At 43.9% G+C, this 20234-nt stretch carries 16 protein-coding genes and 1 pseudogene; 7 read left to right on the top strand and 10 right to left on the bottom strand.

Translation table 11 applies throughout. The features are described 5' to 3' along the window. Positions 1 to 195 (bottom strand): annotated as a pseudogene (locus tag A3GG_RS0107280) (IS5/IS1182 family transposase); the annotation flags it as partial. Between the two features lie 292 nt (positions 196 to 487). Between A3GG_RS0107280 and A3GG_RS0107275 the strand changes: the two are divergent. From A3GG_RS0107275 to A3GG_RS0107250, 6 genes are all read left to right on the top strand, one after another. Then, positions 488 to 3532 (top strand): SusC/RagA family TonB-linked outer membrane protein, encoded by a 3045-nt coding sequence (locus A3GG_RS0107275; RefSeq protein ID WP_018358647.1) that lies wholly within the window; start codon positions 488 to 490, stop codon positions 3530 to 3532. 33 nt (positions 3533 to 3565) lie between these two features. Then, positions 3566 to 5179, top strand: coding sequence for a SusD/RagB family nutrient-binding outer membrane lipoprotein (locus tag A3GG_RS0107270; RefSeq protein WP_018358646.1), 1614 nt, complete (start codon positions 3566 to 3568; stop codon positions 5177 to 5179). Between the two features lie 17 nt (positions 5180 to 5196). Further along, positions 5197 to 6297, top strand: a complete 1101-nt coding sequence (locus tag A3GG_RS0107265; RefSeq protein ID WP_018358645.1) for a glycoside hydrolase family 18 — start codon at positions 5197 to 5199, stop codon at positions 6295 to 6297. A gap of 23 nt (positions 6298 to 6320) precedes the next feature. After that, positions 6321 to 7583: a DUF1735 and LamG domain-containing protein gene (locus tag A3GG_RS12075; RefSeq protein ID WP_083900391.1), complete on the top strand. Its 1263-nt coding sequence runs from the start codon at positions 6321 to 6323 to the stop codon at positions 7581 to 7583. A 23-nt stretch (positions 7584 to 7606) separates the two neighbouring features. Further along, complete coding sequence (locus tag A3GG_RS0107255) at positions 7607 to 8635, top strand: DUF1735 domain-containing protein (RefSeq protein ID WP_018358643.1); 1029 nt, start codon at positions 7607 to 7609, stop codon at positions 8633 to 8635. A gap of 74 nt (positions 8636 to 8709) precedes the next feature. Then, the gene (locus tag A3GG_RS0107250; protein ID WP_018358642.1) at positions 8710 to 9102 is read left to right on the top strand and encodes a hypothetical protein; all 393 of its coding nucleotides are present in this window, start codon (positions 8710 to 8712) and stop codon (positions 9100 to 9102) included. A 481-nt stretch (positions 9103 to 9583) separates the two neighbouring features. On the opposite strand, the gene A3GG_RS0107245 is transcribed toward A3GG_RS0107250, so the two are convergent. The 9 genes from A3GG_RS0107245 to A3GG_RS0107205 all read right to left on the bottom strand — a co-directional run bounded on the left by A3GG_RS0107245 (position 9584) and on the right by A3GG_RS0107205 (position 18324). Further along, positions 9584 to 10021: a hypothetical protein gene (locus A3GG_RS0107245; protein WP_018358641.1), complete on the bottom strand. Its 438-nt coding sequence runs from the start codon at positions 10019 to 10021 to the stop codon at positions 9584 to 9586. Between the two features lie 302 nt (positions 10022 to 10323). Continuing rightward, positions 10324 to 11322, bottom strand: coding sequence for a class II fructose-bisphosphate aldolase (locus A3GG_RS0107240; protein ID WP_018358640.1), 999 nt, complete (start codon positions 11320 to 11322; stop codon positions 10324 to 10326). A 199-nt stretch (positions 11323 to 11521) separates the two neighbouring features. Next, positions 11522 to 12397, bottom strand: coding sequence for a tRNA (adenosine(37)-N6)-dimethylallyltransferase MiaA (gene miaA / locus A3GG_RS0107235; protein WP_018358639.1), 876 nt, complete (start codon positions 12395 to 12397; stop codon positions 11522 to 11524). Between the two features lie 6 nt (positions 12398 to 12403). Further along, on the bottom strand, positions 12404 to 12976 hold the full coding sequence (locus A3GG_RS0107230) for an IS1096 element passenger TnpR family protein (RefSeq protein WP_018358638.1): 573 nt from the start codon (positions 12974 to 12976) through the stop codon (positions 12404 to 12406). 22 nt (positions 12977 to 12998) lie between these two features. After that, positions 12999 to 13796, bottom strand: a complete 798-nt coding sequence (gene lpxA / locus A3GG_RS0107225; protein WP_018358637.1) for an acyl-ACP--UDP-N-acetylglucosamine O-acyltransferase — start codon at positions 13794 to 13796, stop codon at positions 12999 to 13001. A 6-nt stretch (positions 13797 to 13802) separates the two neighbouring features. Continuing rightward, entirely contained in the window at positions 13803 to 15218 is a 1416-nt protein-coding gene (locus tag A3GG_RS0107220) for a bifunctional UDP-3-O-[3-hydroxymyristoyl] N-acetylglucosamine deacetylase/3-hydroxyacyl-ACP dehydratase (RefSeq protein ID WP_018358636.1), read from the bottom strand. Continuing rightward, a complete protein-coding gene (gene lpxD / locus A3GG_RS0107215; protein WP_018358635.1) occupies positions 15205 to 16269 on the bottom strand; it encodes a UDP-3-O-(3-hydroxymyristoyl)glucosamine N-acyltransferase in 1065 nt (354 codons plus the stop codon). The genes A3GG_RS0107220 and lpxD overlap by 14 nt, the downstream gene beginning before the upstream one ends. Positions 16270 to 16281: 12 nt before the next feature. Then, positions 16282 to 17112, bottom strand: a complete 831-nt coding sequence (gene pyrF, locus A3GG_RS0107210; protein WP_018358634.1) for an orotidine-5'-phosphate decarboxylase — start codon at positions 17110 to 17112, stop codon at positions 16282 to 16284. Between the two features lie 60 nt (positions 17113 to 17172). Beyond that, the gene (locus tag A3GG_RS0107205; protein WP_083900390.1) at positions 17173 to 18324 is read right to left on the bottom strand and encodes a lactonase family protein; all 1152 of its coding nucleotides are present in this window, start codon (positions 18322 to 18324) and stop codon (positions 17173 to 17175) included. 628 nt (positions 18325 to 18952) lie between these two features. On the opposite strand from A3GG_RS0107205, the gene A3GG_RS0107200 reads away from it, so the two are divergent. Further along, positions 18953 to 20026 carry a TonB-dependent receptor plug domain-containing protein gene (locus tag A3GG_RS0107200; RefSeq protein WP_018358632.1) on the top strand — a complete coding sequence of 358 codons (1074 nt, stop codon included), beginning with the start codon at positions 18953 to 18955 and terminating at the stop codon, positions 20024 to 20026. The last annotated feature ends 208 nt before the right edge of the window (positions 20027 to 20234 follow it).

Genomic DNA, 20234 nt, shown 5'->3' with positions numbered 1-20234 from the left:
AACACCATCATAGGTGGGCTCCCCTTGTGCTTCTGCTCTCTTATTGAGCTTTTTATTGATAAAGGTCTGTATGGGGCGCCAGTCAATAAGAATATCAACTTGCTCTAAGAAGCCATTACGTGCTTTGGCTCGTCTCTGCTCTGTGAAAACTTCTACAAAACTTGGATTATCGTTGGATGTACTCTTGAAAGACATATGGAATCAGTAATTATTCCTTGTTAAACATATACAAATATACTGATAACCAATGAGATAAACAAGTGTTTAACGCAGTTTTTTGTGCAACAGTCTCATAAAAGGATTGATCAGCAGTTATGCCCTTATGTGGTGCAAGGTCTACGTTTGGAAGTAGGTATGCATGTGGAAATCATTTGCAGATTCTAGAATAGGGGAGGACAGACCACAATAAGTGCTTGCAATATTCCTTGAAGCGATGAGGATGTATAGTAAGAATGTGATTTGATATATATTATTTGTTGAACCAGGTATGAATTTATCTCAAAAAAGTTGGCTGAAGGGCATGTGCATATTGCTCCTAAGCCTATTGGCACCTGCGGCTTTTGCACAGACCATTACCGTTAAGGGAGTGGTTACAGATGCGACTCACAATGAGCCAGTAATTGGTGCCACTGTTATGCTAGTGCAGGATACCTCAAAAGGTATGCTCACCAATTTGGACGGGGCTTTTACTTTGTCAGGTGTGCCCTCCAATGGTACTCTTCGTGTGTCCTACGTAGGATACAAGACAGTTGAAGTTCCAATTAATGGCAAGACAACCATCAATATTGTCCTGCAGGAGGATAGTGAGCTTCTTGATGAGGTTGTCGTAACGGCTCTCGGTATCAAGCGCTCTGAGAAAGCACTATCTTACAATGTGCAAAAGCTTAAGAGTGAAGTGGTAAATACCGTAAAGGATGCTAACTTCATCAACTCTCTTAATGGTAAGGTAGCTGGTGTAAATATCACTAAGTCCTCTGCCGGTATTGGTGGTGCCACCAAGGTGGTCATGCGCGGTAGCAAGTCTATTGCGGGTAATAATAATGTCCTCTACGTGGTAGATGGTATGCCTATCGGCAACCAGAATATCGCAGGTGATGGAGGTGTTTATGGCCGTCCTGGGGGTGGTGAGGGTATCTCCGACTTCAACCCTGATGATATTGAGAGCATGTCTGTGCTTACCGGTCCTTCAGCTGCTGCCCTTTATGGTGCTTCTGCAGCAAATGGTGTAATCATCATCAATACCAAGAAGGGTGCTGTTGGTAAGCTGAGAGTAAATCTCTCTTCAAATACCGAGTTTATGACTCCTGGTGTAATGCCTGAGTTCCAAAATACTTATGGCAACCGTCCAAATAGCTATCGTAGCTGGGGCGATAAGCTAGCTACACCTTCTCCTTTCAATCCTGTAGACTTTTTCCAGACTGGTTTCCAGACCATCAACTCCGTGAACCTATCGGGTGGTACAGAGAAGAACCAGACCTTCGTTTCTGTAGCGACAACTCATTCTAGGGGTATTATCCCTAACAACGAGTATTTCCGTTACAACTTCACTGGTAGGAATACTTCTAGCTTCTTCGATGATCGTCTCCATGTAGATATTAGTGGTAGCTATGTCCTTCAGGGAGACCAGAACATGATGTCGGGAGGTAGGTACTTCAACCCACTCCGTCCTATTTATCTCTTCCCTCGTGGTGAGGACTTTGAGAATGTTAAGGTATGGGAGCGTATGGATCCTTCTAGAAATATCATGACTCAGTACTGGCCTTATGGCGATCAGGGTGAGGACTTCGAGAACCCTTACTGGATTGTGAACCGAGAGATGTTTACTAATCATAAGCATCGCTATATGTTTAACGCTAGCATGGTGTACGACATTACCGACTGGCTCAATGTATCTGGTCGTGTGCGTATCGATAACACCTACTCTGATAGACGTACTCGCTTCTATGCAACTACTCGCCCATTATTCACAGGTGAAGAAAGCCTTGAGAATGCTAAGGGTAGCTATGGTCACAATGAGGAACGTTACAAGCAGACCTATGCCGATTTGATGTTTAATATCAATAAGCAGTTTGGCGAGGACTGGAATCTTACCGCCAATGTAGGTAGTAGTTTTGATGACCACTATATTACAGGTATGGGTATCGGTGCACGTCTTAAGACCGTTCCTAACCTATTCTCGGCAGCCAACCTTGATCCAGAGAGCAGAAGCACCGGTGGTGAGAGCTATAGCCGCACCCGTAATATTGCACTATTTGCAAGTGCTGAGATTGGTTGGAAAAATATGCTTTACCTTACTGCTACTGGTCGATCCGACTGGGCTTCTCAGTTGGTAAGCAACGGCAAGACGCCTGCTATCTTTTACCCATCTATTGGTCTGTCAGCAGTAATTAGTGAAATGATGCAGATGCCGCAGTTCGTTTCTTACCTCAAGGTTCGTGGATCATTTACAGAGGTAGGCTCTCCAATCTCTATGCAGGGTATTACTCCAGGCTCTATCACTTATTCTATGAGTGGTGGTCAGGTAAAGCCAATATCTAGCTATCCATATCCTGAGTTCCGTCCAGAACGCACTCGCTCTTACGAACTTGGTCTTAATGGACGTTTCTTCAATGGTACAGTTAATTTGGATGCTACTATCTATCAGTCAAATACGTATAATCAGACCTTCCCTCAGACTCTATCTGCAAGTAGTGGTTATACAGACTTCTATGTACAAGCTGGAGATATAAGAAATAGAGGTATAGAGTTGGCTGCAGGATATACCAATACTTGGGGTAAGGTGTTCTTCTCTACCAATCTTACCTATACTCGCAATATCAATAGGGTAATGCAGTTGGTTAAGGGTTATACTAACCCTATCGATGGGACACAATTTGACATTGAGGTACTTCAGGATCCTAAGTATATGCGTCCAGGCGACTCTATGAGTGATATCTTTGTAAGAGGTATCTTGGTAAAGGGCAAGGATGGGCGCTTTATTGAAGAGGGTGATGGCTATAAGATTGACAAGAGTCAGTTCATCAAGGTAGGGAAGTCTGATCCAGACTTTATGATGGGCTGGAACAATACCATCAGCGCTTACGGGGTGTCTCTAAGCTTCCTTATTAATGCTCGTGTAGGCGGTCTTGTGTCTTCTGGCACCCAGGCTGCAATGGATGCATTTGGTGTGTCTAAGGTGACAGCCGATGCTCGTAATCTTGGCTATGTATTGGTTGATGGCGAGAAGTATGATCCAGAGCGTTACTACAATACTATTGGTAATAATAGCCTAGCTGCATACTATATGTATAGCGCTACCAATATCAAGCTCCAAGAGCTTTCACTTGGATATACTTTTCCTAAGGAGTGGTTCAAGGGAGTAGTGAATAACTTTTCTATCTCTCTAATCGGTCGTAACCTCCTTTCTATCTACCGTGCAGCTCCATACGACACAGATATGTCGGGTGGTACAGGTACTTATTCAGGTGGAGGCGACTACTTCATGCCACCAAGTATGAAGAGCCTAGGATTTAGCGTGAAGGTAGGTCTTTGATGTGGTACATAAAATAAGAAGATTGATATAAATATGAAATATACAAAGCTAACAACAGTAGCACTGGTTGCAGCTATGGGTATGGTATCACTAAGCTCTTGTACCAAGAACTTCCAAGAGATCAATACCAATCCTTTGCTGCCAAATGATGAGATGCTCTCTCGTGATGGAGTGCTCAATGGCGCTTACATGCCAGAGCTTCAGAAGCAAATAATCCCTACGGCAATAGCTGGAGGTACAGATCAGGCCAATGATTATCAGGTGGCTTACAACCTTATGACCGATAGCTGGGTTGGCTATATGGCTCCAAAGGATGCTAAGTGGTCGGGTAGAAATCTCACTCAGTTTTATTTCGATACAGGTTGGACTAATGGCTCATTCAGCTTAGGTACTGTGAAGGTATTTGTGCCTTGGACACAGATAAAGAAGTTAGTCCATGATGGTGTAAATAAGAACCTTCAAATCTGGTCTATTGCTCAGATCTCTAAGATCTTAGCTATCCATCGTACTACTGATAGGTATGGTGCTATTCCTTACTCTAGTGTAGGTAAAGGTTCTTTCGTAGTTGCTTATGACTCACAGAAAGATATCTACAACTCTTTCTTCAAAGAGCTAGATGAGGCAGTTAATGCACTCTATACTTTTAGTCTTAATACGCCAGTTGTACAGCGCGCTAGCGATATCATCTACGAAGGAGATGCGCTGAAGTGGGCTAAGCTAGGTAATTCACTGATGCTTCGCCTTGCTATGCGTGTACGTTATGTAGATCCTCAGCTCTCTCGTACTTGGGCTGAGAAGGCGATGATTCACTCTGCTGGTCTTATCGAGACTACAGACCAGATTGCTCTCCTCAGTAACAAGGGCGGAATTGCTACCCATAACTCTCTGCATATTGTAGCAAATAGCTATGATGATACACGTATGGGTGCATCTATCTACTCATTTATGAGTGGTTATAAAGATCCACGTCTTTCTAAGTACTTTACAGGAGACCTTACTTTCGCTGTGCCACCAGCTATCCCTGCATCAGCTGGGGCATATAAAAATGCAGCTAAGCCATTGGTTGAGGAGTTCTCTCCCACTTATATTTTCAAAGCTTCTGAGGTGGCATTCCTTAAGGCTGAGGCAGCGCTCTATGGCTATAATACCAATGGTGGTACTGCTAAGAGTCACTATGAAAATGGTATCCGCCTATCATTCATCGAAAATGGGATAGCAGAGAGTGAGGTAGCAGCCTATCTTTCTGGTTCTAAACTCCCAGCTACGTTTACTGATAAAGCAAACCCCAAGTACAGTGCTGAGCCAACCTCGAAGGTGACTACCGCTTGGGTAGAGAGCGATGAGGATGAGGTAAAGCTTGAGAAGATAATTACTCAGAAGTACCTTGCAATTTATCCTGATGGACAAGAGGCTTGGTCGGAGTGGAGAAGGACCGGATACCCGCGTCTTCTTCCTTCACACACAACAATTTCCAACTTCGGCGTAAAGGTTTCTGATGGTCACAAGGATGGTGTCCGTTGTCTCCCTTACCCTCAGAGCGAACTTGTTAATAACGCTACTTACTTGCAAGATGCCGTCAACAAGTATCGCGATGGAAATAATTCTGCTGTCGTTAATGTATGGTGGGATGTTAAGAAGAAAAATTAATTGAGTACTACAAGTATATGAAAGATATAAAAATTGTTGTTTCGCTCTTCGCTAGCTTATTATTATTGGGGTCGTGTACTAATATTCGAACGCTAGACTTTGATGATGTGGCACAGGAAGCTCTTTTGCAACGTGATAAAAAGAAGTGGGCAGAAGAGGCAGAGGCTCTAAAGAAAAATAAAGAAGACTCTGCTCGTATCGCAGATGAAAACAAGAAGCTTTACGAAACATATCTAGATGATTTGAGAGCTTATAAAAAAGGGGATCACTTGATGATGTTTGGTTGGTTTGCTTATTGGAACCCAACCTCTCCGGATAATACTTTTAACCTTGACAAACTTCCCGATAGCGTCGATTTCGTTTCGAACTGGGGTGGATGGAGTAATCTTTCTTCTGCCCATTTGGAACAGCTGTCTCGTATGAAAGAGAAAGGCACTCGTATGACTATAGGGTGGATTATTGAAAACGTAGGAAGTGGATTCCATAAAGGGATGCTGCATCCCGAGTGGTCTGAAGACCCTTATAAAGCTATAGAACAGTATGCGAAGGCAATTTGCGATACAATCGCTAAATATGATTATGACGGCTTTGACCTTGACTATGAGCCTCAGTTCGCTTCTCCTTGGGGAGGAATGCACTGTGGAAAGAATTGGGAAAAAGAGTGGACACATTCTCGACCACTAATATCATGCCAAAGAGATTCAAATAAGGAGTATGAAAACTACTTCTTTAAAAAGATGAGGGAATATTTACCAAAGGGTAAACTCTTTAATATAAATGGTTCTCTTGGGTGGATTGACCCTAGTGTTCTTCACTTGTTTGATTACTTTATTGCTCAGTCTTATCATGGAGCAGCATCTTCTTGGTATCAAATTGCAATTGATAGAGGAATTGATCCGAAAAAGATAATCGTAACAGAAACTTTCCAAACCAATAAGCCCAATGCTGATAAATTTGTTGATAGATATGCGAAATATGCAACAGCAAGAGAGAAGCTTGGGGCGAAAATTGGAGGAATTGGTGCATTTCATATTAATGAAGATTATCTTCATGGACCGAACTATAAGAACGTTCGTGAAGCTATTCAAGTTATGAATCCAGCTTTTACTGACAATTAAATCACTGTATTATTGAGAGGAATATGAAAACAATATATAATGTACTTGGAGCCGCGTTACTTTCCATAGGTCTATTGCCTTCGTGTAACATGGCTGATGGAATCGGGAATGATTCGGACAATGCTGTGTACATGGGTAATGCTAATAAGGAAGGCGTTTTGGCAGTATTAGCTTCTGATGCTCAAGGAGCTTCTGTCGCTGTCACTCCTAAGCTCGCTTCTATTACAAATGAACCTGTAGAGGTTACTGTAGAGGTAGATCAAGAGGCATTGAGAAAACACAATAAAGATAACAACTTGGAATTGTCTTCTATAGCGCCAGAAGATGTAATCTTCACAAATAGTGATGGGCAGAACGCAAGAGGGAAAATTTCTGCCACTATCAAACCTGGAGAAATGCTTACTTCTATTGGCGTTGCTATTGAGAATTTAGATCCTGCGAAGTACCCATATAGCGGTAAGTATGCTATTCCTGTTTCTTTGGTAAGTTCATCTTCCAAGTTGAAGCTACTTTCTAAGCCACGTACAACGATTATCACTTTGAATAGAAAGATTACCACTACTGTTATTAAGATTAATAGTACTGGTGGAGGAATTAGCTTAAAACCTATTGAGCCACTAAAAGAAGAACCATCTGAGTGGACATTCCAGATGTCGGTAATGTATCCGAATCTCAATATTGGAAATCTGACAACTGCTTACATGGGTGGTGCAGCTACAGGCGAGTTTTACACACGAATTAGTTCTAAATCTGGTATACAGATAAAAAATGGACGTGATGGAGATGATACTTGGACGCAGAAGCCACTAAATGTTAACGAATGGCTTAATATAAGCTATGTTTATAGAAAGAAGTCAATCAATTCGGGTACATTGAGTGTCTATGTTGATGGAGAACTCCATAAGAGCTTTACTACCACTACTTTGTACCCTAAACTTGGAAACTCTGATGGAGGGTGGAACATTGGAAATGGTAATTGGTCGAATGTATACTTACGTGAAGTGCGTCTTTGGAATCGTGCTCTATCTGAAGCCGAGATAAAGGATAGACTTTATATGCCTCAAGGTGTGGATGCACCAGGTCTTCTGATGTATGTCCCTTTTAACAGAAAGAGCTTAGAAAAGAAAAATGAAGCCGGTAAGTATATGGATGAGACAGGGAAATGGACTGTGTCTTTGCCTGAGTCTTTTAAATATGAATTTGTAGACCATGTTGTATTTCCTGCAACTAAGCTTGAGATAGAAACTCCTCTTAATAAAGGCGTTGAAGAAGGTCGTGATTCTTGAACATTGAAATATAGAAAACAGTAATGAAGAAGATATATTTAGTAGTTGTATTTCTGACTTTTGTCGGATCCTTTTTGGGCTGTAAGCAGCCCGAAGTAGAGATTGTTGAGTTCAATGACTCATATACCCTAGATAAGAACGTTATCTCTGTAGAGATGCCCAAAAAGTTTGTGTATGACTCTTCCAATATAGTGAAAGTCGAGGGAAATATCGAGGCTTGCCTTTTTGCTGAGGTTAAGGATGGTGTTTCCAATGTAGATAGTAAGACGATCGATATACGTTTTCGACTTAGAAAGCCAATGGACAAGCCTGTAAAGCTTAAGATTCATGAGGATCGAGCGCTATTATCTAAGTATCCAGACCCAGATACTATAGAGGAATATCAACCTTTTCCTAAAGGCTCTCTAAAGGAGTATGATATAGTTATCCCTGCAGGTAAGGTAATACATGATGCACAGATTGAGTTGGATGATGCAACAAAGTTTGTGGATGATGCGGGGTATCTAACTGCTCTTGGTGTATCTTTAGTTGAAGAAGATCTCGCTATTGCTTTGTCAAAGAATAATTCTGTCTTCTTTGTTAAGGTTGAAGTTCTTCCTAACCTTATAAATGAAGATAATGTACATGTTTCAGACAGACAGTTATCTAAGAATCCGGTACGTAATGCTGTATATTCAAGCAATTTTAAACCTGATCTTGTTCCAATGCTTGAAAAGGATAATTGGAAGACAGTATGGTGGGTACAGGAAGGGTCTGATTCTTATTTGGAGATTAAATTTGATATGACTCTTGTTACTAGTGGCAAGATGAAGTGTAACTTAAATTCGAAAAGTAAGACCATTAAAAAAGTAAAGATAGAGGTTTCTAACGATGGAGGAGTAACATTTGTAGAGCAAGGCTATCTTGAGGTTCCGAAAGCCGGATGGTACACTTATTTTGTGTTTGATACTCCGCAGGAGATCAATGCTATAAGATTTAGCGAGTTTGAAACGTACTCTACAGACCCCAAGGACAGGTATGTAGATTTTTGTAATATCTCCATTTTTCAGTAACTCTTATTGAGAGGCAAATAGGCGACTGATTCCCGATCATACGGATTCAGTCGCCTATGTAATTATACATTTATATGAAAAAGATTAACTTAATGTTTTTGGGGTCTTTGGTTTTTCTTATTTTCTTTGCTAGTTGTCAAAGAAGTGATAACTATAATAGGGAAGCGGAGGAGGAGTGTCTTGGAGTCATCGGTCAATGGCAATTGCGAGAAGTGAATAATGGGGTGATTTATAGGGCTGAATTTATAGAAGATGGTAGATTATCTCAGTATTTTGAAGACCATACAGGTTACATAAAGAAGCGTTTTGGAAATTGGGAAGTTCAGGGCGATACTTTGTTTATTGAGGAACGACAAGGAGCATATTCGTTCTTTATTGCAGAACTATCAGATTCTTTAATGTTGCTTGTTAGAACTGACTCTACCACTATGCTTTTTGATCGAATAGACTATTCAGACCTCCCTTAACGTCTATGGCACTGGTCTATTTTTTTTCAATGCATTAGTACTATAGAGCGTTAGTTCAGCGACAAAAAGACTTTTGTAATAGCAAAGGGCTACTTCTGGAATTTATTGCTCTAGTAGCTTATGTTTTCGCAGAGATATTGCGTAATCCAACAATATTTTGGACTGAATTGTTGCGTTAATGGGGGCTCAAATAGAGAGTGCCCTTCAGTATATTCCATTCCTCTAAGGGGATTATATTGTAAAGGACAACTGCTACCATCAAGCTTTTAGCTTGTTGGTAGCAGTTGCTTTAGTGAGTCGAGAGGGGGGGGCTATCAATAAAAAAGAACACTTCTCTCCATTATGATGTTTTTACGCACCCTCCAGTAGTGGCGTTTAGTTTAGAGTCGTTAGTCTGCTCCTTTGGCATCGGATTTATTCATCATGCTTTTAGGTTGGAATACCTGTCTATCCTTTATATTGACGACTCTCTTTGAGATGTTTACAAAGTACTATTCCAGTATTCCGTAACCTCTTTCCCATTCCTTCCTTTGAAATTATGCTTTTCGGTACGAACTACTATCCCATTGCGCTTTCCTGTGAACACCCAATAACCACTTGCACTACTCTTCAAAACCGTAATTTTAACTCTAAATTCGCGTGCGCCTTGAGTTGTGATACTGTAGACCTTATGATCGCCTTTTTTGATGCTGGCATCATATTGCCTCGTATTATGAACTTTATCGCCGTCTTTGATTTGTGTAGCATCACCATCAGAGCTCGTAATAAAACTCAGGTTTGCATCGCCATCTGTTGCAAACACATCGAAAGTGTATTCATAATTGTTTCGAGAACCTTGCTTTGGCAGATCGGCGTTGTGACAGCTCTGTATGGTGATAGCTATGAGGGTCACCATTACCCCAAAAAACATCTTTGTCATATCTATTCAATCTTTTAATTTAACAATTGTACGTTACAAAGGTATGATTTAAATCTTACTTGGCTATGCAATGAATGTTAAAGTGTGTTTTATAGGTGGTAAATAAAACACAAACACTACTAAAGAGCTAAGCTCAATAATAGTGCCTGTGTTTTTGAATTATTTGGGCAGAGATGTCAAGCGTGATACTAATGTACTTTTACTGCAAGTCTTGAGATTCTATCATTATCCTCTTTACACTTCTGAGCCTTGTTTCATGTACTCTCGCACACGCTTAATGCTTCTGCGCAAAGGTTCGTGTCTTACTCAGCTTTGTTATCGCTACCGAGTACGTTCTTGATCTTGTGGATATAGAGCTGCTTGAGGCTCTCTCGTGCTGGACCGAGGTACTTACGTGGGTCGAACTCAGCTGGGCTATCTACGAATACCTTACGAATTGCAGCAGTCATAGCAAGGCGACCATCAGAGTCGATATTGATTTTACATACTGCAGACTTAGCGGCACGGCGTAGCTGCTCCTCTGGAATGCCTACAGCGTCCTTTAGCTTACCACCATGGGTATTGATGATATCTACCTGATCCTGTGGCACGCTTGATGAACCGTGAAGTACGATAGGGAAGCCTGGGAGCTTCTTCTCGATCTCCTCTAGGATGTCGAAGCGTAGTGGAGGTGGTATAAGGTGACCATTTTCGTCGCGTGTGCACTGCTCAGGCGTGAACTTATTAGCACCGTGGCTGGTACCGATAGAGATAGCTAGTGAGTCTACACCAGTGCGGGTTACGAAGTCGATAACCTCCTCAGGCTGTGTATATACGTGCTTCTCTGCTGATACCTCATCCTCGATACCTGCGAGTACGCCTAGCTCACCCTCTACTGTCACGTCGTACTGGTGTGCGTAGTCTACTACCTGCTTTGTGAGCTTGATATTCTCCTCGTATGGAAGGTGGCTACCATCGATCATTACGCTAGAGAATCCCATCTCGATACAGCTCTTGCAAGTCTCAAAAGTATCACCATGGTCTAGGTGAAGCGTAATCTGAGGTGCCTTAGCGCCTAGCTCCTTAGCATACTCTACAGCACCCTGAGCCATGTAGCGGAGGAGTGTCTGATTGGCATAGGCACGAGCGCCCTTAGATACCTGTAGGATCACAGGAGACTTGGTCTCCACGGCTGCTTGGATAATAGCCTGGAGCTGCTCCATATTATTGAAGTTGAATGCGGGGATAGCATAACCGCCATCTACAGCCTTTGCAAACATCTCACGGGTGTTTACTAGACCCAAATCCTTGTAGTTTACCATGTCTAAAATTGATAAAATGTTATCGTAATCTATTCTTACCACTACAAAGATACAAATATTTTCCTTTCATGGTTAGGGAAAATGAAAGTTCAGGCTCCCCTTGGTTTATTGGTTGGTACCCTTGCTATATATAGGCACTGAATGATCTTATACTCGCATGAAGGGGCGCCTAAATATGAGAGATGGAGGGGAAGAGGTACTATGGGTGGATGATATGGTACTGGAAAGGGCTATTGGGGGTGCACCAGCGGGCAAAGAAGTTGGACTGTTGGCGGGCGTAGACACGGCTGTTCTTAGCTATTTGTTGCCCCGCTTGCTCTAGAGTAATGTTACCATCCAGATAAGCGAATATTTCTTTGTAGCCGATGGTATTAAGAGCATTGAGGTGACGATAGGGGCGTAGGGCTTGGACTTCATCTACTAACCCACGTTCTACCATAAGCGCCACGCGGCTATTGATTCGGCGGTAGAGTTCCTGTCGAGGGCGATCTACCAAATGCAGCTCTACTTCAAAAGGGAAAGTCTTTGCTTCTGGCGTAGTATGATAGCTACTGAATGGGCGCCCGGTTGTTTGCCACACCTCCAGCGCACGGATGATACGCTTGTGGTTGTTGGCGTCGATGCGCTCAAGATATTGAGGATCTACTTTTAGGAGCTCTGCCCTAAGTGGCTCCACCCCTTCCTCTTCAAATAGTCTCCAAAGTGCTTCTCGCACTTCGGGCTCTGGAGCAGGCACATCGTCCATTCCATAGAGAAAGGCCTGCAGGTACATCATGCTACCACCCACCATTATGAGCGTAGGATAGTGCTGCATCAAGTTCTCTATCAAGCCTAATGCCTCAGTTGCCCATTCTGAAGCACTATAGGGGTACTCTACATCACGGCTCTGTATAAAATGATGAGGCACCAATGCCCGTTCCTCTAGGGAAGGGGCATCGGTGCCTATCTCCATCCCTCGGTAGACTTGCCGACTGTCTGCCGAGATGATATGTGTATGGTATTGTCTTGCTAGCCGGAGGGCGTATGCAGATTTGCCTACTCCTGTAGCGCCAATCACTACGATTAGCTTCCCCATAGTGTGTTAGTCAAGACTATCCTCAGAGATATCAAAACCCTCAATATCTAGTTCGTTGATATCAAAATCGTCCGAACCGAATTCATCGATATCGTCGTCATCTTTGGTAGGAGCGGGTGCTTTGGCTGGCTTCTTGGGCTTAGCGGGAGCTTCTAGTATCTCCATGACGTCGGAGAGTTGCTTGGGGGCATCTCCCTTTTTGCGTGTACACTGTGGCTTGGAGAGCTGTTCCCCTAGGATAACTTCCTTGAGCTCTATATAGAAATAACGGTCTCCAAGTTGGTCGAACTGGAAGAGTAGCCTATCTCCTGCATCTTCTAAGAAGTCATCGAGATAGGTGTCGTCCATAAGATAATACTCCTCGTCCGTCCCATGCAATCCCATATCCATTAAGAGGATCTCCTGCTTGGGCTTCCAAGATTTGTCTGAGATAAAGAAGCTCGTAATCTGATCGTTCGAGAAGCCAACGGCATCGAGGATGGCATCCTGTAGCTCACGGAAAGTGGCCGTACCATCGATCCTTACCTCTCTAAGGAAGTCGGGAGCCTCATCGCTCACCATTACAAAACGGTATATCATATTCTTTAATTGCTTTCAGGTGTTAGTCTACCGAACCGCCACGTACAATCCCTCTCTGAGAGTTGCGGAGGAAGTCGAGGATGATTTCCTTTTCGGGCATCTCTTCGTATTCCTCTTGGATAACCTCAATCGCTTTAGTGTTATTCAGTCCACGGTTGTATAGCGTACGATAAATATCATTGATGAGGTAGATTTGCTCCTTGCTGTAATTGCGACGTCTTAGTCCTACGATATTGATACCGCAATACATAGCTGGCTCGCGACCGATAAGGGTGTAAGGAGGGATATCCTTGGTCACACGAGTGCCACCTTGAATCATTGCATGAGCACCTATACGGACAAACTGATGGACAAGCGTGCCACCACCGAGAATCGCCTGGTTGTCGATCTCCACTTCGCCTGCCACCTGGCTCGCATTGCCAATAATAACTCGGTCGCTCACCTCACAATCATGCGCCACATGGGCGTAAGCCATAATTAAGACATCGCTGCCCACTTTGGTAAATCCTTTGGAAGCAGTACCGCGGCTAATGGTTACATATTCACGCAAAGTAGTGCGATCACCTATGATAGCTACTGAGTCTTCGCCTTTAAACTTGAGATCTTGGGGTTCACCACCGACTACAGCATAAGGATGGATGGTACACTCCTTGCCGATTCTAGCGCCATAGCGTAGGATGGCACCGCTGAGGAGCTTTGTGCCGTCGCCAACCTCTACATTGTCCTCTACTATACAAAAAGGACCTATCTCAACTCCATTGCCAATCTTGGCATTGGGGTGCACAATCGCTAGAGGGCTAATACTATTATTATTGCTCATAATCAATTACTGTACATTTCTTACAATCTGCGCCATGAACTCTGCTTCACAGACTAGTTTCTCCCCTACAAATGCCAAGCCCCTCATGTTGGCAATACCACGACGTACAGGGCCAAGGAGGCTTACTTTTGCTACCAAAGTGTCGCCTGGGACCACTTTATACCTAAACTTGACATTATCTATTGTGAGGAAGTAGGTAGAGTATTCCGATGGGTTTTCCAACTGATTAAGAATCAATACGCCACCAATCTGTGCCATACACTCCACCTGAAGTACGCCAGGCATAACAGGTTCGTCGGGGAAGTGTCCGATAAAGAATGGTTCATTGTGGGTCACGTTCTTAACTCCTACGATATGGTCTGGCCCAATCTCGATAATCTTATCGACAAGGAGCATAGGATACCGGTGTGGGAGTAAAGACTTGAGGTCTTGAATCCTGAGCACTGGCTCTTCATTTGGGTTATAGACAGGCGATTGGCTTTCATTAAGGCGGATATCCTTACGAATGAGCTTCGCCATCTTGGTATTGATAGAGTGCCCCGGACAAGTAGCAATAACGCGCCCCTGTAGCTGTCGACCAATGAGAGCGAGGTCTCCAATCAGATCAAGGAGCTTGTGACGGGCAGGCTCATTATTATACTTAAGCGGCTTATTATTGATGTACCCTAGTTCGTTGGCTGGCTTGCTTACCGTACCCATATTAGCCGCGAGCTTATCCATCTTGTCTTGGGAAAACTCTTGGTCGTAGATAACGATAGCATTATCGAGGTCTCCGCCCTTGATTAAGTCATTGTCTAATAGAGACTCAATCTCCCTCACAAATACAAAGGTGCGCGCTGGTGCAATTTCATCGGCAAAGTCCGACACATCCTGAAGGGTGGCATACTGATTGGAGAGGACTTTGGAATTGAAGGAGATCAAGACGTGTACGCCAAAGGAGCTATCAGGAAGTATGGTGATCTGAGAGACACCCTGCTCATCCTTGACCTCTATCTTAGACTTGATGACATAGACTTCGCGGACAGCATTCTGCTCTTTGATTCCCACCCTGCGGATATGCTCTACATAGATAGATGCGCTACCATCGAAGATGGGCAGTTCTGGGGCATTGACCTCGATGAGACAATTATCCACCCCTATAGCGTAGAGCGCTGAGAGAGCATGTTCTACAGTGCTTACTTGTAAGTCCTTATTGGAGAGTACGGTACCGCGCTGTGTCTTGGTTACAAATTCCGCAAGAGCTGGGATAGTGGGTCTATTGGGAAGGTCTACACGGCATATCTTGACACCATGCCCCTCGCTAGCTGGGCTAAACTTTACTTTAATGCTCAATCCCGTATGCAGCCCCTTACCTTCTAGCTCAAACGAACTAGCTAGTGTTTGTTGCTTCTGGGCTCCGTCACTCTTATTACTCTTCGCCATGTTTCTTTATATTATTAATTTCAGCTTTCAGAGCGTCTAATTCTCGTCTGAGAGCATAAATCTCTTTGTCCATTTCGGGCAATCGTATAAACTTGGCAGAGGCCTTCATAGCCTTGAGATGTGGCTGAGCCGGATAGCCAAACCATACGCTCCCCTTTTCCTTGATGTCGCTTAGCACGCCCGTCTGTGCCGCTAGCGTTACATGATCCGTCGTCTTGAGGTGACCTGCGATACCTACCTGCCCTGCTAGCACGTTCCAAGCGCCTATCACAGTGGATCCAGCTACGCCGCTCTGAGCTGCAATAGCGGTGTGCTCCTTCACCTCACAATTGTGTGCGATCTGCACAAGGTTGTCTATCTTCACCCCCTTGCGAATAACAGTAGCATCCATTACTGCTCTATCGATGCAGGCGTTGCAGCCAATCTCTACGTCGTCCTCAAGGATAACCTTACCCGTTTGTGGTATTTTGTGGTAACCATCGGCATCTGGAGCAAAGCCAAAGCCGTCACCACCTATTACTGCGCCTGAGTGAATGACACAGCGAGCACCCACTTCACTACGATCACACACAACTGCCATAGGGTATACGCGGCTGTTTGCCCCTATATACACCTCCGCTCCTACGTGCGCTTGTGGATAGACCCTCACACCTTCAGCTAGGACAGCATCACGCCCAACAAAGGCTAATGGACCCACATAGCATCCTTCTCCGATCTGAGCCGTAGGGTCTACTACAGCCAAAGGTGAGATGCCGATAGGCTTCTCCTTGCCAGCATTCCTTAGCTTGAGGAGCTCCGCAAGAGCGGTATAAGCATTGGGCACCTTTATAAGTGTTGTATGCACCTCCTGCGATGGAGTAAAATCGTGATTGACAAGAACAGCGCTACTCTTGGTACTATAAAGGTACTCCTCGTACTGCATGTTGGAAAGGAAAGAAAGAGCGCCTTCATGCCCTTTCTCTATACTACTAAAATCACTGAGTAACACATTGGGATCACCCTCAACTGAGCCCCCCAAATAGTTAGCAATCTCTGCCGCTGTAAACTTCATGCAAACTCTCTTTCAAATACCTGCATATTGGCTCAGGTAGCCACTCATCTCTTCTTGTAGTTCGCGTGCCTTGGCGCCTGCTACTTCGGCGAAATCCTCACCTTGACTAGCGAAGATAATCCCTCGAGAACTATTGACGAGCAAGCCGCACTCTGGTGTCATTCCATACTTCGATACCTCCTCGAGCGAACCGCCCTGAGCACCTACACCTGGCACCAATAGGAAGTGGTCAGGTACAATCTTGCGGACATCCTCTAGAAATTCAGCCCGTGTGGCTCCCACAACATACATCATGCTCTCTTTGGTCGCCCACTTCTGAGACGTACGCAACACCTGCTCGTAGAGTTTACCACCCTCAATCAGATCTAATTGCTGAAAATCAGACGAACCGCTATTGCTCGTAAGCGCAAGCAGTACCACCCACTTCTCGGGATAGCCAAGGAATGGCTCCACGCTATCGATTCCCATATAGGGTGCCACGGTAATCGCATCTACACCCATCTGCTCAAAGGCAGCACGAGCATAAAGCCCCGAGGTATTGCCGATATCACCACGCTTCGCATCCAAAATCACCATACACTCTGGATAGTGGTTCTGCAGGTAAGCTACAGTCGCCTCTAGAGCTTCTATCCCTTTGCTCCCCATTGCTTCGTAAAAGGCTGCATTGGGTTTATAAGCCACAGCATAAGGTGCAGTGGCATCAATTATCGCTTTATTGAATGCTAGCACCCCATCACTATCTTGCGCTATGTGCGCAGGTAACTTGCGAGGGTCGCTATCAAGCCCTACACAGAGGAAACTCCTCTTCCTCCGAATTTCAGAAATAAGCTTTTGTCTATTCATTAGCTATCTTGATTGGTTCCGAATAATCGTGCAAATATCGCCATTTTTACTCAGATAGCTTCAATGCTGCCCCAGCCAAAGAATAAATGCTGGGTGGCTCACCTTCAAGCCTGCGCCTTGAATAGGCGTCAGTAGCCCAGTAGAGGCATCACGCTGATAAAACTCTACTTTATCCCCTCCTCTACAAGCTACAGCAAGCACGCTTCCGTCTGGACTAATGGTAAACTGGCGTGGCTTCTTGCCTACCTTTTGCTTGCCTACTTGGGTCAATGTACCGTCCCCCTTATCTACCTTAAAGATAGAAATCACATGCTCCCCATCGGTGTGGGAAGTGTATAAGAATCTGCCATCATCACTTAATACTATGTGCTGTCCGTGAGCGCCTGAAGCGAGACGAAGACCAACCTCTTGCACAAGCTCCAATGCGCCATCGTGATGCTCGTAGACGAAGATCTTTGGGGCCTTCTCTGCAATAACATAGGCATATTTGCCCGACCTGTCCATTATTATATGCCTTGGTCCTACACCAGAAGGTAAACTCGTAGTATTTATTCCAATCGTAATTGGAGGGTTGCTACTGGCGTTTACATTGAAGTGAAACACCTTATCCATCCCGAGGTCTGTGATAAAGAGTTCCTTTCCGTTTGGACTAAAGATGGCAGCGTGTGGATGCGATACCCTCTCTTTCCCGAGCACGATGCGCCAATCTGGTTGTCCTAGCTCTCCTTTGGCATTAACCTCGAATAGGGTAATAGACCCTCCACTGTAATTAGCAGTCACTACCTTGTTCTTGCCATCGGTGGCAATGTAAGCGGGACCATCGCCTAGCGTATACGAGCTATTGATCGCAGAGAGCCTCCCATTGCGTGTATCCAGTTGAGCGGAGGTAGCCATTGGCTGTTCGTTATCTTCGTTCGCAATGTAGACAATTCGTTTGCCGCCATCATACGCGAGGCAAGTGGGGTTTGGCGTGATGAAAGTACCTGTATGCTTAAAATCCAAGCTTCCGATCTCTGCAGTGTAAGAATATACTCCCTCCGAACCAGCATCTGTATAAGTGCCAATCAGCATTATCTGCTTATCAGTAGGTACACCCTCATGTGAGGTGTTACTGCCCCATGCACCTCGCCTCATAGAAAGCAAACCACAAGAAGAGGCCAAAAGCGCTACTACGGCAGTAGCTATGGCTAAAAATAAATATCGTTTCGACATAATTCTTTCATCTACAACATTCTATTCCAGTGCAAGATAATAATTTCCTACCATACCTCCAAGAATACACTCACAATACCTGGGCGATATCTATTCCTCAAGTGGATGTAAGTACTCGAATGTAATAACAATAGGATATGCGAATTGTACTTATAACGACAGATTAATTTACACCACAGCATGGTTTGTCGAGCGAAATATAATCCAACAACTTAACATAAGGGTGGGATATAAAATAAATATATGTGATAATAATAGGTGTATGTGCAAATAAAATAACGTTCAAATGTTAAATGTAATAGCTATTCTTTGTGGTTAGAAAAAATTGAGTATGTTTGGAGTCGAATGACAAAATGAGGTTGTTTTAAATGGAATTAACAACACTAAGCTTGACTTCATACAATAGGAAGAAAGGGGATCTAGGGTAGGGAGATACTATATCCGCTTTGGCAACACAGAAGACTAGAGACTGAGACATACACTAAATAATAAGGGATAACAGACAAGAGATAAATTATAGGTATTAACAAACAAGATGAATGGTATGAAAAGTAAAATTCTATTGCTTATCACCCTACTCCTCGTGACAGCAGGGACAGTCTTGGGATAGACCATCACCGTAAAGGGTGTGGTACAAGATGAGAAAGGAGAACCTATCACGGGTGCTACAGTTCGTCTGAAGAGTGACCCAAAGGTCGGTAAGATGACAGGACTTGATGGAGACTTCACCATCAATGCGAAGAAGGGCGAAATAATCGTTGTTAGCTACGTGGGCTATATCACACAAGAGGTAGCAGCGGCACCTAGTATGGTGATTAAGCTAGCATCCGACAATGAGATTCTGGATGAGGTGGTAGTCACTGCAATGGGTATCTCTAGGCAGAAGAAGTCTATTGGTTACGCCTCACAAGAGATTAAGGCTGATGCGCTACAGACTACACGCCAGACCGACCTCAATAATGCCCTCGTGGGTAAAGTATCTGGCGTCCGCTTCATGGGTGGGTCAGGTTCTAAGTTCGATGCTGGTAAAGTAGTTCTTCGTGGTACTTCCTCTCTCACCGATGCAGTGGGTAGCGAGCCTATCTATGTAGTCGATGGAGTGATCACCAATGCCAATGCCGTAAATATGGACGATGTAGAGAGTGTCAACGTACTAAAAGGTCCAGCGGCAACCTCTCTCTATGGTTCACGTGGTGGTAATGGAGCCATCATTATTACTTCTAAGAAAGCAAAGAGTGGCAAGGCTACTATCGATATTAGCCATACATTTACTGCCGAAATTCCTCTATCACATACCAAGATACAGAAGGAGTATGGTGGTGGTTATCTAGGAGCTTCTACACCTCTTGATGTATTCAAGTGGGACGATACCATGCCTAAAGAACTCAAGCAGTTTGATGGACGTAGAATGTATGATTACTGGGACGACTCCAGCTGGGGACCAAAGTTCGATGGTAAGCCTTATATGCCATTCTATGCCTGGGATCCTACCGACCCTCGTTTCGGACAGCAAGCACCATGGGAGTTTGGAATGGACATTACCAAGCTTTATCGTACGGGATACAACAATACTACCAATATCGCATTCTCCAAGGCAGGGGAGGGTTACAATACTCGTATCTCCTTTACTAGAGAATGTTGCACGAAAAACCGTCTCAAATTATTGCGTATATCATTGATTATTAGTATCTTTATTGTGTAATTAAGGGGAGGATATAGTATTGATTTATAGCGACAATAGTTATGGGATTCAAGCAAACGAGCAACAATGCACCCTCATTTACTGAGGTGTTTACCGAATTGAGAAGTTCTAGAGCACGCAATGAGTTTCTAGAGCAAATTGACAAACTCATTGATTGGAGACCATTTCAAACGCTCATAAATAAAAAGCTAAATAAGAGAGCTGAAGC

Origin of the sequence: Porphyromonas levii DSM 23370, assembly GCF_000379925.1 — a bacterium.
In the GTDB taxonomy this organism is placed as follows: Bacteria; Bacteroidota; Bacteroidia; order Bacteroidales; family Porphyromonadaceae; genus Porphyromonas_A; species Porphyromonas_A levii.
Note: the sequence above shows the minus strand (reverse complement) of the source record. Positions and strands in the feature narration are given on the sequence as shown.